Consider the following 15,633-nt stretch of genomic DNA (forward strand, 5'->3'; position numbering starts at 1 on the left):
CTAACAGCGTTTGATTTCGCCCCATTGTTGTGTTTATACCTCTCGGCGGCGGGGCCCTTTTTTGTTTGGCCCGCCCCCCCCACCCCCCCCGCCCCGCCGTCGTACATCAAGCTACTGAATGAGCTGCAGGCTGGTGATCACCCGCTTGAGCTTCTGGTATTCAGGTGTCTGCAAGTACTGCGTGGCTTCCGCCATGGTGCTGAAAGTGCGGGAGCCGGGGGCCTGGGCATCGCTCGTAGCAAAAGACAAAGTGCCCTTCGGCGCACTCCCTAAGAATGTGTACATCAGGCAGCTGTCCCCGAGTTCACCGCTGAACTTGTCTACCAGGCCGATCTGGTAGCTGATGCCCTTACCTTGGGCCGTCTGGTCCAGCACATGGTAGGAGAACCGGACCTGCGAATCGGTGACCCACTGCCCCTGCAGTGAAGAGGCAGCTCTGTCGAGCTCCGTTTGCTTGTACGTTCCCGGGCCGCATGCCCCGCCTACGCCGCCGCCCGTGCCGTAGTAGAACTTCGCCACCATGCTGCCCGCCTCGTCGGTCACCTGGATTCCGGATGCCGGATTGCTTGCGGTGCCGGCTGGAACGTCGGCGGCCGTCCAGCCCGCCGGGAGATCGAACTGCGCGTGGGCGCTGGCGCTGACGAAGCTCGTCCACGCAGGGCCCGCCGTCGATGGTGTTGATGCTGTTGGTTCGTCGGTAGCGACCGTTGAAGCCGAGGCCGTGGCCGACGCCGATGGCGATGAAGCAGTCGTCGCAGGGGCCGTCGTAGCTGCGGGTGCCTGCAGCTGGCTTCCGCTCTGCGCCTGTCCCTGGGACCCCAGGTTGCCGGCAACGAGGAATCCCGCCGCGAGGACGGCTGCGGCAAGAGCCACCAACACGATGATTCTGAGTCTCCGCATCTTCCTTTTCCGTTCAACGTCCGTTGAGTCCATGCCCAACATGTTTCCGTCGATCTCGGAGCGGTATGAACGCTCCATGGTTTCGTCGTCCTGCATGGACAGTCCGTGGCCATCGTGGCGCCTAGAATCCACCATTCCCCCTTTGCCGGTAGCGCCCGAACTGGGCGTTCATCGTGTAAGTTTCCGTCAAGCGTCCTGAGGTTACAGCCCCGGCATCCAATTCCGGGCGGACGCACGCGCGGTTGCTCCGTCGTCGGTCCAGTCTGAGTGGAAGACTTCGGCCACGTTCTCGTTGTCATCGGCGAGTACTACGCGTACATCCATGCGCCGGCCATTCATCATCGCGGGAAGCCAGTGCTCGGCGTCGGCCCACATATGGGCTACCGGCAGGTCCTCCGCCGGGTACCACTGCGGTGTGATCTCGTCGCTCTCGGAAGGCTCCCCCACCCAGGATTCGGCGAGGAACACGGTGGTAAACATGTTCCATTCAGGCTTGGCAGGGAACACAAAGTCCACAGTTCCTGCGGCCACCAGGTCCTCCGGGTCAACATCGACGTAGACTTCCTCGCGGACTTCCCGGCAGACCGCTTCGACGGCGGTCTCACCCTCCTCCACATGGCCGCCGACGCCCACTACCTTGCCCTGGCCGAAGCCGGTGCGCTTGCGTCCAAGGAGGACCTCCCGGCCGGCATCGACCTCGCGGAGGAGAAAACAGAGGGTCACGTGGGCGGCTGTCATGGCATCAAGCCTACGACTGCCTCGCCCCTGAAGAACGACGCCGGGCCGGTCAGGGAGCTCGGGGTGGGCCCACGCGAGCATGGTACAGGCCCGGCGTCGCGGCTTTGTCGCTAGCCCATCTTGGTGATCGTGAGCGAAGTGATGACAGCCTTGAGATCCTTATAGCCCTGTGTCTGGGTGAAGGCCGCGGCTTCTTCGACTGTGTTGAATTTGTAAAGGCCCCACAACGGTCCGCCCAATGGGCGGCGATCGGCGAAGCTGAAGAACTTCAAGGGGCCGGGTCCTGCCACCGCGAGATCGAGGACGCACCCTATCCCCTCCTGTCCGGCAATACGGTTGGTAATTCCTATCCCTGCCTGAACCGGACCCCCGTCATTTGCGGCTGACGTCATTGCGACGTAGACGAACCTTGGTGTTCCCTGGGCTGGCGACGCGGGGTCTGTCGGCAACCCAGGCATCGGCTGACTGTCGAGGATCTTGTAAGGCGCCTTGTTGAGGCAACTGCTCAGGCTCCAGTCGTTGGTTTCCCCCAAGGCGAGCCGTGCCATGGACTTGCCGGTGGAGTCCGTGAGCGCAGTTCCAGGACCGCCCGTCAAGGAAAGGCTGCCCGGGTCACCCAATTGCCACGCGGCGGGATAGGTGAAGCTCACTTTGTAGCCCGTGGACAGGTCCTCGTAAGCCTTGAGACCTTCGGCAGCGAGGGATCCAGGCTCCGGGGAACCGACCAGAACGGGACGAAGCTCGACCGGGATTCCGTTGGTGACGAACGCCTTGTCCATGAATTGCTCAGCCGTCAGCCGATCATTGTTGGACGCAGCACCGGCCCAGTTCCCAAGGCTGGTTTGCTGCACGTAGCTCCCGTTGACAAGCCTGGCGATCCAGAACCAGTCTCCCGGTTCCGGATTCGGGTTGTCGCTTGGTGCCGGCGCCATGATGCCCATCCATCCGGCTTTGCAGCCCACAAGCCGAAGAACCGGCTTCAGCCGCTCCAATGACGTCATGGCTCCCGTCAGGTTTTCAATCGTGCATTCACCGTGTCCGACGCCGGCAAGCGACGTGGTCGTCGTCGGGCTTGCCGTCGCGGTCGGGCTCTCCGTCGGGCTCGCGGTGCCGTCCGCCGTTGCTGTAGCCGTCGGTGACGCGCTTGGCGTTGCGGAGGACGTTCCGGCCGGAACCGGGACAGCATTGATCGAACCCAGGTGCGTCGCCACAAGCACCCCGGTGGTCACCGCGGCCGCGGCCATCGTCAGCAGCCCTGCAATCCTGGCATTCCGCAGCCGACGTGCAGCCGCCATGGACCGAACATTCGGCGGCAACTTATCCACGCCGTTGCCCGGAGCAGCCACCACCCGGGCCAAAGCCGCGTCTGCATCCGGCATGGCGCCGGCGCCGCTGCGCAGCGGATCGGCCTCTTCAATCAGTTCTCGGATCGGATCCATCCCTATGCCCCCAACTTCTGTGCCACCGCACCGCTACCGGTTGGCAGTAACTTTCGGAAAGCCTCCCGCGCCCGGTGCAAGCGCACCTTCGCGGCCGACTCCCCGCACTGCAGGACGGCCGCGATTTCCAGGACCGTCAATTGATCCCAATACGCCAACTGAAGAATGTCCCGGTCTTTCTCCCGTAGGGAATCCAGGACCTCATCCACCATCGAATGTCCGTTCCCGGCCACGTCGCCGGTAGCCACGGACTCACGGAGGCGCTCATGCAGGGCTACCTGGCGCCTATGACTCCGATAAGCGTTCCCCAGAAGATTTCTCGCCACGGTGAACAACCAGGCCACATCCACCGACGACGCTTCATCCCATTTCTGCCAAGCGACACGGAACACGTCCGCAGCCAACTCTTCAGCCACTTGCGGATCATCCACGCGTCGCCGCACAAAACGGAATATGCGCGGGTACGTATCCCTATGCAACGCAACGAACGCCGATTCCCCCTCGGAAAGCACAATCCCCCACTCTCAATCCGAAACCCCAAGCCAAAACCCTGGCTAACTGTATAGTTTCCGGCACGAGCCCGCAGGTTACAGCGCTGCCACGCCAACCGGACCGGCACGAGCCGCCGATTGCTAGAGTGTCGCCATGAGTCAAGAGGGGAACGAGCAAGCCTCGGAGGCTTGGCTGCCTGGCTGGCTGGTCCGGCATCCGCTCTACGCCGGGTGGGTTTGGACCGGATTCTGGGCGTTGTTGATCGTCCTCGATGAATTCCTGGACCTGGCCGGCTGGAGTTGGTACCTGCTGGTCGGCATGGCCGCACTTCCGACCCTTCTATCCACACTCGCGGTGCTGCACGCGACTCCCCGCAGGCATTTGAAACCACAAAACGAATCAGTGCTGGGCCACTTCTTCGTGCGATTCCTTGCACTGGTGACTGCATTCCTCGTGTGGGGCGTTTCGGTGGTCATGAGCGCCTCGATCTCCACCGCTGTCCAGGCCACTGTCGGAAATTCCGAGCGCGAAGTCACGTCCTTGGGGTTCACCTTGCTCGTGGCAGCTGTCCCGCTTGTCATTTCGGTGCTGTGGATGGCTTTCATCGTCCGCTGCGCATGGTTCCTGCGCCGTCTGCGTGGCTGGAGTCAAAGTCCCGCCAGCTCGCGGGTGCCGAGGAAATTCCTGCGCTGCCGCCCGAAGCTGAGACGGGTCGTTGTCGGCTTGGCGCACCCGGGCCTTCTGCTCGTGGCCGGTCTCGGCATGTCTATTCTGGCGCTGTTCCTGAACGCGGTGGAGCTCACCTTTAGCGTCTTGGCGTGACCGGCACCGGACCGCGTTCGGTGCGAGGCGTCAGCCGAGCGCCCGTGGATGCGCAGCCGCATACACCTCACGCAAGGTGTCGGCAGTGACCAAGGTGTACACCTGCGTGGTGGTCACCGAGGCGTGGCCCAGGAGTTCCTGCACCACCCGGACATCGGCGCCGCCCTCAAGCAGGTGTGTGGCGAACGAATGCCGCAGGGTGTGAGGCGAGACGTCCTTGGTGATGTTGGCCTTCTCTGCCGCAGTCTTGAGAATGGTCCAGGCACTCTGCCGGCTGATCCGGCCTCCGCGGGCGTTCAGGAACAGTGCCGGGGTGCCTTTTCCCTTGGCGGCCAGCGCAGGTCTTCCACGAACTACGTAGGAGCCGACGGCGCGGGCACCGTAGGACCCCAGCGGCACCAAGCGCTCCTTGGAGCCTTTTCCGAAGAGCCGCACGATCGCGGGACCATCGGCTTCCGCTTCGAGGGAGACATCGTCGACGTCAAGGCCCACCGCTTCGCTGATGCGGGCACCCGTGGAGTAAAGGAACTCCAAAAGGGCCCGGTCCCTCAGCCCGGTGGCGGTATCGGCTCCGGCGGCCTCAAGGATCCGTGTCACTTCGCCGACGCTAATGGCCTTCGGCAGACGCTTGCCGGGCATTGGCGGGTGGACATCGCTCGCGGGGTCCGCCGTCGTCGTCCCCTCCAGGGCCCAAAACTTGTGGAGCCCCCGGACGGCAACCACGGTGCGTGCGGCGGAGCGGACGCCGAGTGCGGCTCCGCCGTCGGAGCCGTCGGCCAGGGCCTGGACAAAGGCGGTGACATCGTGGCGGGAGATATTGCCCGGGTTGTCGACGCCGGACCCTGCCAGGAAGTTCGAATAGCGGGACAGATCCCGGCGGTAAGCGGACAAAGTGTTGCTTGCGAGGCCTCGTTCCACCCCGAGGTGTTGCAGGTAGTCCGTGATGGCCCGGTCAATGGCGGTCTGGACCCTGGTCTCCGCGAGCTGGGGCACGGTCAGCGCTGGCTCGGGTGGGCAGGCCAGGGAGCGTTGGCCGGCCGCAGGTTCCGGAAGCCGTCGGCGCGTGCGGCGGCGGCCGCGAGGATCCCGACGACGGCGGACGGGTTGTGCAGGCGGCCTTCGAGCACCGCTGAAACAGCTTCGTCGAGCGGTACCCACACAAGCTCGATTTCGGATTCCTCCTCCGTGCGGAGGTGCCGTTCCGCCTCGGGCACGTCTCCCAATCCGCGGGCCAGATAGATTCGAATCGCCTCGCTCGAGGAGCCAGGTGAGTTGAAGAAGTCCGCGAGGACATTCCACGTGGCCGCCGTAAGATCGGCCTCTTCCGCGAGCTCCCGGGCTGCGCCGACGACGAAGTCTTCGCCGGCCACGTCAAGAAGCCCGGCAGGAATCTCCCACAGATCCATGCCCACGGGGTGGCGATATTGCTTGAGCAACAGGATTTCGCCGTCGACGTTCATCGGCAGCACCGCAACAGCGCCGGGATGGTCGATGTAGTCGCGGACCAAAGTACCGGTGTCTTCGCCCAGTTCGAAGGCGTCACTGACGACGTCCCAGATCCGGCCTTCATAGACCTTGCTGGACGACAAAAGACGGCGCGGGCTCGGCATGTCCGAAACCTTCCGAAAAGTGCTGGGGGTTTCAGAAATACCGGGCATCGCGCCGTCCTTCGTTTGTGTGAGCGATTACTTTGCAGCTACCTTGCGGGCTGACTTTGCTGCCGAATCCACGCCTGACTGACGCTCCAGCGCCGCCTTCACGAGGCCGGCAAACAGCGGGTGGGGGCGCGTGGGGCGGGAGCTGAGCTCGGGGTGGGCCTGTGTTGCGACGTAGTACGGGTGTACTTCGCGCGGCAGTTCCACGAACTCAACAAGCTTGCCATCGGGAGACGTTCCGGAGAACACGAGTCCCTCGGCTGCGATCTGCTCGCGGTACTTGTTGTTGACCTCGTAGCGGTGGCGGTGACGCTCGCTAACGGTTGTAGCGCCGTAGGTCTCTGCAACCACGGAGCCTTCATCCAGCTTGGCTTCGTAAAGGCCCAGGCGCATCGTGCCGCCAAGGTCGCCCTTGCCGTCAACGATGTCGAGCTGTTCCTCCATGGTGGCGATGACCGGGTACTTGGAGTCGGGCTCGAACTCGCTGGAGGACGCACCCTCGAGGCCGACCACATTGCGGGCGTACTCGATGACCATGCACTGAAGACCGAGGCAAAGGCCCAGCACCGGAAGCTTCGTCTCGCGGGCGAACTTGAGCGCGCCGAGCTTGCCCTCCAGGCCACGGATACCGAAGCCGCCGGGGACACAAATGGCGTCGACGCCGGCCAAGGACTTGGTGGCGCCTTCGAGGGTTTCGCATTCGTCGGACGGGACCCAGCGGATCTTGACCTTGGTTTCGTTCGCGAAACCGCCGGCACGCAAGGCCTCGGTCACGGACAGGTAAGCGTCCGGGAGGTCGATGTACTTGCCCACGAGGGCAACTTCTACATGGTGCTTGGGGTTGTGTACTGCTTCGAGGAGCTTGTCCCAGCTGGTCCAGTCGACGTCCTTGAACGGGAGATCCAGGGCTCGGACGACGTAGGAGTCAAGGCCCTGGGAGTGCAGCGTCTTGGGGATGTCGTAGATGCTGGGAGCATCGGCGGCATTGACCACGGCGTCAATATCGACGTCGCACATGCGGCCGATCTTTTCGCGCATGGCGTCGGGCACTTCGCGGTCCGAACGGATCACGATCGCTTCCGGCTGGATGCCGAGGGAGCGCAAGGCGGCAACGGAGTGCTGCGTTGGTTTGGTCTTCAGTTCCTGCGACGGGCCGATGTACGGCACCAAGGAGACGTGGAGGAAAAAGACGTTGTTGCGGCCGATGTCCTGGCGGACCTGGCGTGCGGACTCGAGGAAAGGCTGGGACTCGATGTCGCCAACCGTGCCGCCGATTTCGGTGATGATGACGTCCGGAGCGTTTTTGCCCTCAGCGGGGAGGCGCATGCGGCGCTTGATCTCATCCGTGATGTGCGGGATGACCTGGACGGTGTCGCCGAGGTACTCACCTCGCCGTTCCTTGGCGATGACTGTCGAGTAGATCTGGCCGGTCGTGACGTTGGCCGAACCCTCAAGGTTTTCATCGAGGAAGCGCTCGTAGTGTCCGATGTCGAGGTCGGTTTCGGCGCCGTCGTCAGTAACGAAGACTTCGCCGTGCTGGAAGGGGTTCATCGTGCCCGGATCCACGTTCAGATAGGGATCGAGCTTCTGCATAGTTACAGACAAACCGCGTGCCCGCAGCAAGTGGCCGAGGCTCGAAGCCGTCAGTCCCTTACCGAGCGAGGACGCCACACCGCCAGTGACAAAGATGTGTTTGGTCGTCTTGGACGAGCCCGGGAACCGGGAATTTACACGGGAATTTGATCGCTGCACCACGGAATTCGAGCCTATCATCAATTGCGCCTCCAAAGGATCCGCTAGCCGTTTTCCCAAATGCTCAATAGTCCCCTGCCGTGGGGCAAGGATCAAGAGTAAAGTCCACCCGACCGGGGAAAACAGCTCAGCCGGCCGGGAATCCGCAGCGCGGGATCAGGTCCCGCAGAAGTGTGCTCCCGGCCCGGCGAATGCGTTCATGTGACCGATGTCCCAAACCCCAGCCGGGTGGCTACGCCTGCTGGGGCAGAAGCTTCGCGTCGTCCAGCAACTCCTGGGCATGAGCCCGCGCAGACTCCGAGTCTTCCTGACCTGCCAGCATCCTCGCAAGCTCCTTCACGCGTTCCTCGTCATCGAGGAGCTGGACGTCGCTGGACGTGAAGCCCGTGGCGGTCTTGCCGTCGCTTCCCCTGACCGAGGTCTTGGTGACCCGAATGTGTTGGTCGGCGAAGGCGGCCACCTGCGGGAGATGGGTTACCACCAGCACCTGGACGTGGCGGGCCAGCATGGCAAGCCGGCGTCCGATCTCGACGGCGGCACGCCCGCCCACTCCGGCATCTACTTCGTCAAAGACGAAGGTGGGCACCGGATCAACGGCGGCGAGGACCACTTCGATAGCAAGCATGACGCGGGACAACTCACCACCGGACGCCCCCTTGCCCAGGGGGCGGGCAGGGGCACCTGAGTGCGGTTGCAGGAGGAAAGAGATGTCGTCGACGCCGTGCGGCCCCAACTGTCCTTGGCTGTCCACCTCGATCACCAGGGTTGCATCGGCCATGGCAAGGGCGGTGAGTTCCGCACTCACGCGCGCAGAAAGGTCTTTGGCCGCCTTCGATCGCGACTTCGAGATGCGCGCGGCTTGCCTTCGCAGTGTGGACTCCGCAGCGGTCACCTCGGCGTCAAGGGCTTCGATTCGGCTCGAGTCATCCTGCAGTTCGTCCAGCCGGGTCCTCGAAGCTGCTGCCCATTCCAAGACCTCGTCGATGCTCGGTGCGTACTTCCGGATGAGTTTGGCCAGTGCTGCGCGCCGCTCCTCGATCTCCGAGAGCCGTTCGGGTCCTTCGGAGTCCAGGGATGCTTGGTAGCTGGACAGTTCCCCCGCGATGTCGTTGATGAGGAAGCCGATTTCGGCGAGCCGTGCGGCGGCTCCCGCCAACGCTTCGTCGTGTTCGGAAACCTGGTCCAGCGCCCGTTTGGCCGAGTCAATGAGCGTCGTGGCATCGGCTGTTTCGCCGAATTCCTCCGAGATCAGGGCTTCGTGCGCCGCCGCGGCGGCGATGCGCAGCTCTTCCACGTTCGCCAGCTTCACTGCCTCGGCCTTGAGGGATTCGTCCTCGCCCGGCTGTGGATCGACGTCGTCGATTTCGTTGAGCGCGACCGCGAGCGATTCCGCCTCGCGCAGCCTTTCCCGGGCCTCGCCGCGAAGGGTGTCGAGCTCCGCTTGGATGGACTTCCAATGGCTGTAAAGCTCCTGGTATTCCGTGAGCGTCGCGGCGAGGTCGGCCCCGGCGAAGCGGTCCAGTGCCTGCCGCTGCGCGACGGCACCCTTGAGCCGTATCTGGTCCGACTGGCCATGCACCACCACCAGGCTCTCGCCAAGTTCCGCCAACACGCCCACAGGCGCCGACCGCCCGCCCACGAAAGCACGGCTGCGGCCGTCTGCGCCCACGGTGCGGGCCAGCAGGAGCTGGGTGCCGCCGTCGTACTCTTCCGCGTCGCCGCCGGCCTCCACGGCCCGCTCCACGGCGGCGTGCCCCGGATCAAGCAAGAGCCGGGCCTCTGCAGAGGCCGACTTGGCACCGGAGCGCACCGCGCCGGCGTCGGACCGCGCTCCCAAAAGGAGCCCGACGGCGGTGACCACCATGGTCTTGCCGGCACCGGTTTCACCCGTGACGACACTCAGGCCGGGCCCCAACGGCAACGTGGCGTCGGTGATGACGCCGAGATCACGGATCCGGAGTTCCTCGATCATGGTTTACATCTCCTTTGTGGGGTCGGCCGCTCTGCCCGTCCGCACGTCCTGGGGGGCCGGCAAAGGGCTGGGCTTGAAGGTCCTGATCACGGGGGTAGGACCGGTGTGGATGTCAGCCGAACGGGGTGCCGGACCCCGCCAGCCGTGGATGGGGAGCTCAAACTTCCGCACGAGCCGCGCCGAAAACGGGGTCTGGTGGGTGCGGGCAAGCCGTACAGGCCGGGTGGACCGGGTCACTTCGATCCGGGCGCCGGGCGGCAGATCCACGGAGCGACGGCCATCGCACCAAAGCACGCCTTGGGCGTCGGTCCGGGTGAGGATCTCCACAGCCAGCCTGGACCGCGGCGAAACCACGAGGGGCTTCGCGAAGAGGGCATGGGCGCTAATGGGGACAATCACCAGGGCCTCCACCTCGGGCCACACCACCGGCCCGCCGGATGAGAAGGCATAGGCCGTGGAGCCCGTAGGGGTAGCAAGCACCACTCCATCACAGCCGAAAGACGTCAGCGGACGTTCATCCACTTCGGTCACCACCTCGATCATGCGCTCCCGGTCAGCCTTTTCAATGGCGGCTTCGTTGAGGGCCCAGGTATGCCAGATCTTTTGGCCACGGACCCACACCTGGACATCGATGGTCATGCGCTCTTCCACCGTGTATTCACGGCTGGCAATCCACTCGACGGTCTGGGCAAGATCGGCCCGCTCGCTCTCGGCAAGGAAGCCGACATGCCCGAGGTTGACGCCCAACAGGGGAACATCGACGTTGCGGACCAGCTCGGCCGCGCGCAGGATAGTGCCGTCGCCGCCAAGAACCATGACGAGTTCGACGTCCTCCAACCGGACATCCTCGTGGAGTATCTCGATCGGCTTATCCACCACACCAAAGAACCGCTCGATGTCGTCCAGTTCAGACTTCTGCATCACGGGGATCAGGCCGGAGTAGTGGAGCTGCCCGCAGGCATCCCAAGCCGCGCGAAGGGAGTCCTCACGCCCGGTGTGGGCAAGGACCAAAACGCGCCTGCTCATGGTGTTCTGCTTTCTAGTGGGTGGTCCAGATTCGTTCCATCAGTGCAGCAACTTCCTCGTCCCGCTCTTCGATCTTAGGCAAGTCCGACTGCATCCTGCGTTTTATCCACAGGAAGTACTCCACATTTCCGTCCTGGCCCGGCAAGGGACTGGGTGCCAGGCCACAGAGTTCAAGCCCTGCGTCCACGGCCGCTTTGGCGACTTGGGCCACCGCGCGGTGCCGTTCATGATCGGAGGTGACGACGCCCGTGCGGCTCAGCCGTTCCTTGCCGACCTCGAATTGCGGCTTGACCATAAGCACGAGGTCGCCCCCGGGTTCGGTGCATGCAGCGAGCGGATGGAGTACCAGGGTCAGGGAAATGAAGGACAGGTCTGCCACAGTGAGCGCTGCCGGGCCGCCGATCTGCTGGGGCGTCATGTAGCGGACGTTGAGTCCCTCATGGACTGCGACGCGGGGATCGTTCCGCAGGGACGGCACCAACTGGTCATGCCCGACGTCGACCGCCACTACATGCGCGGCACCTTGCCGGAGCAGCACGTCTGTGAAGCCACCGGTGGAGGCTCCGGCGTCGAGGCACCGCTTCCCTTCCACAAGAACGGAAGGGAACGCCTCCAGCGCCCCGGCCAGTTTGTGTCCGGCGCGGCTGGCGTAAACGTCCTCGGCGCGGGCTTGAACATCAATTTCCGTCTCTTCGGAGACTTGTTGCGCTGCCTTGGCGAGAACACTTCCCCCGGAACTGACTTTTCCGTCCGCAATAAGTTTCGCGGCATGGGTCCGCGATCTCGCCAATCCACGGCTGACGAGTTCCTGGTCGAGTCTGGCCATGCTCAGCGTTCTTCGTCGTCGAGGGACGCCATCAGGGAGTCGTGGATCTCGGCGTAGATACCGCTGTGCTCGGCCACCGGCACAGCGGTGATGCCCGCCAGTCGCTCCAAGGCGGAATCCACGGCTGCGTCACCTGTAGCGGCCGTGTCGTCCGGCCATGGGGCATCGTGCGGTCCTAGGCCGTCCATGTCGACGGCACTCTCCGGGTGATCGTTCAACTCGCTCATTGGACCAGTCTAGTTTTCCAGCCATTCGAGCCGCGGCGATGTAGCCTCTGCCGCGTCGGGATTGGCGGCCCACCAGGCGGCGCACGCAGCACGCCAGGCGTCCAGATCCTTCTCGGACCCGGTCACGGTGATGAGACCATCTTGGACTTCGGCAGTTGCCTTTCCGCAGCGGAACGTGCTGTCGTCCTCGACGATCTCGGGGTACGGCTCGTGCAGTTCCGTGAGATCAGCCAGCAAGTAGCCGGGGCGTTCCGAGCTGCGTGCAGCCAGGATTGACTCAGGCGTGTCGACGCCGGTGAGCACGGCCGCCGTCGCGAAGCCCGCACGGTTGCCGCCAAGGATGTCGGTGTCCAGCCGGTCTCCGACAACGATCGGGCGCTCTGACTTCAGCCTCCGTGCCGCCGAGTGGAAGAGCGGGGCCTCCGGCTTGCCAGCGACCCGCGGCTGTTTTCCCGTGGCAGACGCGACGGCGGCAACGAGGGTGCCGTTTCCAGGAGCAATCCCGCGGGCCTGGGGAATGGACATGTCCGTATTGGTAGCCACCCAGAGGGCGCCCGCGGCAACAACGTAGGACGCCTCGGCCAGATCCTTCCACCCGATTTCCGGGTTGAAGCCCTGGACCACAGCCACAGGGTTCTCTTTGGCGCTGTGGACTGGCGTGAGGCCCACGAGTTCGACTTCGTGGGCCAGCGCCGGACTGCCGGTAATCATCACCCGCGAACCCGGAGCAAGGAGTCCGGCCAAAAGATCCCCGGCGGCCTGCGAAGAACTGACCACTTGGTTGTCGTCAGCCGGCGCGCCAAGTTCACGAAGATGCGCGGCAACCTGTGCCGGGGTACGCGAGGCGTTGTTGGTTACATAGCCCAGGCGCACCCCGACCGATTCGAGCCGCTGCAGGGACTCCACAGCGCCGGGAATGGCATGCGGACCTGCGTAGACAACTCCGTCCAGATCAGACAGGACGGCGTCGAATTGCGAAACCAGTGAGGACTCAGTCATTCTTGGTCTCTTCGCCGCCCTCGGAAGCCTTTTCTCCGTCTTCCTCGTCCTCTTCGGAGTCCTCGACGGAATCGCGGTCCGACTCGGCGTCGTCGGACTCAAAGTAGTCAGACTCAACGTCGTCGAGTTCCACGTCGTCTTGTTCGGTGGCTTCAGAGCCAATGACCGTCTCCGCGCTTGCGGGCGCAGCCTCGGACTTGCTGTCTCCGGCTCGCTGCGTGTCCTCTTCGATGTTCCGGAAACGAGGCTTGCGAGCTTCGTTTTCATCGTCCTCGCCGAGGTCGATGATGTCCGGGTCCTCGAAGTCTCCAACGCCGAGGGCATTTTCAGCCACGACTGCCTGGCGCTGCCACTTGCCGGCTTCTTCCGTGCGACCCACTGCCGTCAGGGCGTCTGCGTAGGCACGGAACAGGCGCGGGCTGTAGGAGAAGGCGCGGTTGATGTCGAGTTGGATGATCTCCAGCTCGGCCACTGCGGCGTCCAACTGTCCAAGGTCGGTCCTGGCTCCCGAGGCGACAATCGCCAGCTCAACCTTGCCGGGGGCGTCGAGGTCCTGTGCTTCGGGAGAACGGACGACGTCCAGCGCACGGTCCGGCCGCCCCAGGCCGCGTTCGCAGTCAGCCATGAGGGGCAAATGGACGTTGGAGCCGCTGATCCGGCGGTAGGTGCGGAATTCGCGAAGCGCCTCGCCATAGTGACCAGCAGCGTAGGCGGTCAGGCCCACAGCCTCACGGACGGCGGCCAAGCGTCCGCCACGGCGGCTAGCGGCCAAGGCGTGCTGGAAGGACAGCTCAGGGTCGATATCGATGAGGCGGCCCGCCATCACCAGGTGCTTCGCGACCCAATCGGCATTGGTCCCTTCAAGGGTCTTGATCTGGTGCTTGGTGACCCGGTCGAGCTCCTGGCCCGTAACGTCGTCGTCGATCTCCGGGGAACGCTCGCGGTCCGGGCGGTTGGCGCTGCGCAGATCCGCGGCGTTCGGAACCCGCGCGGGACGATCTTCCCAGGATCCGCCGCCGAAGCTACGTCCCTCGGTACGTGGGCCATCGAACTTGCGGGGACCGCGCTCGGGGCGATCGCCGAAGCTACGGCGCTCTCCGTCGCCTTCGCGGCGCAGACGGTCGCCGAACGGCTTACGGTCGCGGTCGCCAAAACTCGGGCGCGCATCCCCATCACGACGAGGACGATCACCAAAAGGCTTGCGGTCACGATCACCTTCACGACTCGGACGATCACCAAACGGCTTGCGATCGCGGTCGCCAAAGGGCTTGCGGTCACGATCACCCTCACGACTCGGACGATCACCAAAAGGCTTACGATCGCGGTCGCCAAAGGGCTTGCGGTCACGATCACCCTCACGACTCGGACGATCACCAAACGGCTTGCGATCGCGGTCGCCAAAGGGCTTGCGGTCACGATCACCCTCACGGCTCGGACGATCACCAAAAGGCTTACGATCGCGGTCGCCAAAGGGCTTGCGGTCACGATCACCCTCACGGCTCGGACGATCACCAAAAGGCTTAAGATCACGATCACCAAAACTCGGGCGCGCATCCCCATCACGCCGCGGACGATCACCAAAAGGTCTGCGGTCGCGATCGCCAAAGGGCTTGCGGTCACGATCACCCTCACGACTCGGACGATCACCAAAAGGCTTACGATCACGATCACCAAAACTCGGGCGCGCATCCCCATCACGCCGCGGACGATCACCAAAACTACGGCGCTCACCATCACCAGCCGGCTTACGATCGCGATCACCAAACGGCTTACGGTCACGATCGCCGCCGGCAGCGCCGGGAGCGCCGTCACGGTTGTCCTTGGAACGGAATCCTCGCGGGTCGCCCCCGGAATTGTTGTTGGCGCGGAACGGACCGCGATCGCCACGGCCACCGCCGAAGTTGCCGCGGTTGCCGCCGTTGTGCTCAGCCATGATGGATTCCTCCTGTTGTGAGCTGACCACTGGCGCATGCGCAGCCGCTCTTATCCGTGTTTTGTTCTCACGCCGCCGGGATCCGGCTCGTATCTCTTATGTAATTCTAGGTGAACAGCCATCCGCGAACGCATTCGAAGGGCCCCTATTCAGCTTCCCGTGGGAATCATCACAACCCCAGGCGTGACGGACCCCCCCTTCGGCTGGCTGGCAGATCCGAGTCCAAGGGCGGAGTGCAGGCGCCTTGGGCTGCCAAATGGTCGGAATCCTCAAACAACGCCCGCTCACATATGCCGGGTCCCGGCCGGACGCCCGCTCACATATGCCGGGTCCCGGCCGGACGCCCGCTCACTTATACCGGGTCCTGACCGGACGCCGGCTCACATACAGGGGGTCCCGGCGGGACGCCCGCTCACTATACCGGGTCCTGACCGGACGCCGGCTCACATACAGGGGGTCCCGGCGGGACGCCCGCTCACGTATAGGGGGTTCCGGCCGGACGCCGGCTCACTTATAGGGGGTTCAGGCGGGACGCCGGCTCACTTCCGCTGAGGGCGGGTGGGGGGCTGGGGCCGGCCCGGGTCGTTGGTGGAAACCGGGTCATAGGTGAGCCGGCGTTGGTGGAAACCGGGTCATAGGTGAGCCGGCGTTGGTGGAAACCGGGTCATAGGTGAGCCGGCGTTGGTGGAAACCGGGTCATAGGTGAGCGGGGGTTTGGGGGTGCTGGTGTGTTAAATGGTGCAGGCCCCGACACGTGGTGTCGGGGCCTGGACCGTTAATGGTTGTCCGGCGGTGTCCTACTCTCCCACACCCTCCCGGGTGCAGTACCATCGGCGCTGTGGGTCTTAGCTT

The 15,633-nt window shown here is 64.2% G+C and carries 15 protein-coding genes; 2 read left to right on the forward strand and 13 right to left on the reverse strand.

Going from position 1 to position 15,633, the window contains the following annotated elements; all coding sequences use genetic code 11:
* Window positions 1-111: 111 nt before the first annotated feature.
* The 4 genes from ABH924_RS23945 to ABH924_RS23960 all read right to left on the reverse strand — a co-directional run bounded on the left by ABH924_RS23945 (window position 112) and on the right by ABH924_RS23960 (window position 3,589).
* Window positions 112-1,035: a hypothetical protein gene (locus ABH924_RS23945; protein ID WP_404502903.1), complete on the reverse strand. Its 924-nt coding sequence runs from the start codon at window positions 1,033-1,035 to the stop codon at window positions 112-114.
* Window positions 1,036-1,101: 66 nt separating this feature from the next.
* Window positions 1,102-1,638: an NUDIX domain-containing protein gene (locus ABH924_RS23950; protein ID WP_404502905.1), complete on the reverse strand. Its 537-nt coding sequence runs from the start codon at window positions 1,636-1,638 to the stop codon at window positions 1,102-1,104.
* Between the two features lie 110 nt (window positions 1,639-1,748).
* A complete protein-coding gene (locus ABH924_RS23955; protein WP_404502907.1) occupies window positions 1,749-3,077 on the reverse strand; it encodes a hypothetical protein in 1,329 nt (442 codons plus the stop codon).
* A gap of 2 nt (window positions 3,078-3,079) precedes the next feature.
* Window positions 3,080-3,589 (reverse strand): RNA polymerase sigma factor, encoded by a 510-nt coding sequence (locus tag ABH924_RS23960; protein ID WP_404502909.1) that lies wholly within the window; start codon window positions 3,587-3,589, stop codon window positions 3,080-3,082.
* Between the two features lie 133 nt (window positions 3,590-3,722).
* On the opposite strand from ABH924_RS23960, the gene ABH924_RS23965 reads away from it, so the two are divergent.
* Window positions 3,723-4,391: a hypothetical protein gene (locus ABH924_RS23965; protein WP_404502911.1), complete on the forward strand. Its 669-nt coding sequence runs from the start codon at window positions 3,723-3,725 to the stop codon at window positions 4,389-4,391.
* 30 nt (window positions 4,392-4,421) lie between these two features.
* On the opposite strand, the gene xerD is transcribed toward ABH924_RS23965, so the two are convergent.
* From xerD to ABH924_RS24010, 9 genes are all read right to left on the reverse strand, one after another.
* Window positions 4,422-5,384 (reverse strand): site-specific tyrosine recombinase XerD, encoded by a 963-nt coding sequence (xerD, locus tag ABH924_RS23970; protein WP_404502913.1) that lies wholly within the window; start codon window positions 5,382-5,384, stop codon window positions 4,422-4,424.
* A 2-nt stretch (window positions 5,385-5,386) separates the two neighbouring features.
* Window positions 5,387-6,049, reverse strand: a complete 663-nt coding sequence (locus ABH924_RS23975; protein WP_404502915.1) for an NUDIX domain-containing protein — start codon at window positions 6,047-6,049, stop codon at window positions 5,387-5,389.
* A gap of 27 nt (window positions 6,050-6,076) precedes the next feature.
* Window positions 6,077-7,819, reverse strand: a complete 1,743-nt coding sequence (locus ABH924_RS23980) for a CTP synthase (RefSeq protein ID WP_234753744.1) — start codon at window positions 7,817-7,819, stop codon at window positions 6,077-6,079.
* A 211-nt stretch (window positions 7,820-8,030) separates the two neighbouring features.
* On the reverse strand, window positions 8,031-9,770 hold the full coding sequence (gene recN, locus ABH924_RS23985; protein ID WP_404502918.1) for a DNA repair protein RecN: 1,740 nt from the start codon (window positions 9,768-9,770) through the stop codon (window positions 8,031-8,033).
* Between the two features lie 3 nt (window positions 9,771-9,773).
* Window positions 9,774-10,796 carry an NAD kinase gene (locus tag ABH924_RS23990; protein WP_404502920.1) on the reverse strand — a complete coding sequence of 341 codons (1,023 nt, stop codon included), beginning with the start codon at window positions 10,794-10,796 and terminating at the stop codon, window positions 9,774-9,776.
* 13 nt (window positions 10,797-10,809) lie between these two features.
* Window positions 10,810-11,622, reverse strand: coding sequence for a TlyA family RNA methyltransferase (locus tag ABH924_RS23995; protein WP_404502922.1), 813 nt, complete (start codon window positions 11,620-11,622; stop codon window positions 10,810-10,812).
* A 2-nt stretch (window positions 11,623-11,624) separates the two neighbouring features.
* On the reverse strand, window positions 11,625-11,849 hold the full coding sequence (locus ABH924_RS24000; RefSeq protein ID WP_234753740.1) for a hypothetical protein: 225 nt from the start codon (window positions 11,847-11,849) through the stop codon (window positions 11,625-11,627).
* 9 nt (window positions 11,850-11,858) lie between these two features.
* Window positions 11,859-12,848, reverse strand: a complete 990-nt coding sequence (locus ABH924_RS24005) for an HAD-IIA family hydrolase (RefSeq protein ID WP_404502924.1) — start codon at window positions 12,846-12,848, stop codon at window positions 11,859-11,861.
* Window positions 12,841-13,671, reverse strand: a complete 831-nt coding sequence (locus ABH924_RS24010; RefSeq protein WP_404502926.1) for a hypothetical protein — start codon at window positions 13,669-13,671, stop codon at window positions 12,841-12,843. Before ABH924_RS24010 ends, ABH924_RS24005 begins: the two co-directional genes overlap by 8 nt.
* A gap of 6 nt (window positions 13,672-13,677) precedes the next feature.
* Here ABH924_RS24010 and ABH924_RS24015 point away from each other — a divergent pair, with 6 nt between their 5' ends.
* On the forward strand, window positions 13,678-14,802 hold the full coding sequence (locus tag ABH924_RS24015; protein WP_404502928.1) for a hypothetical protein: 1,125 nt from the start codon (window positions 13,678-13,680) through the stop codon (window positions 14,800-14,802).
* Window positions 14,803-15,633 lie beyond the last annotated feature (831 nt).

The sequence above is a fragment of the Arthrobacter sp. GAS37 genome, from assembly GCF_044908325.1.
Taxonomy (GTDB): Bacteria; Actinomycetota; Actinomycetes; order Actinomycetales; family Micrococcaceae; genus Arthrobacter; species Arthrobacter ramosus.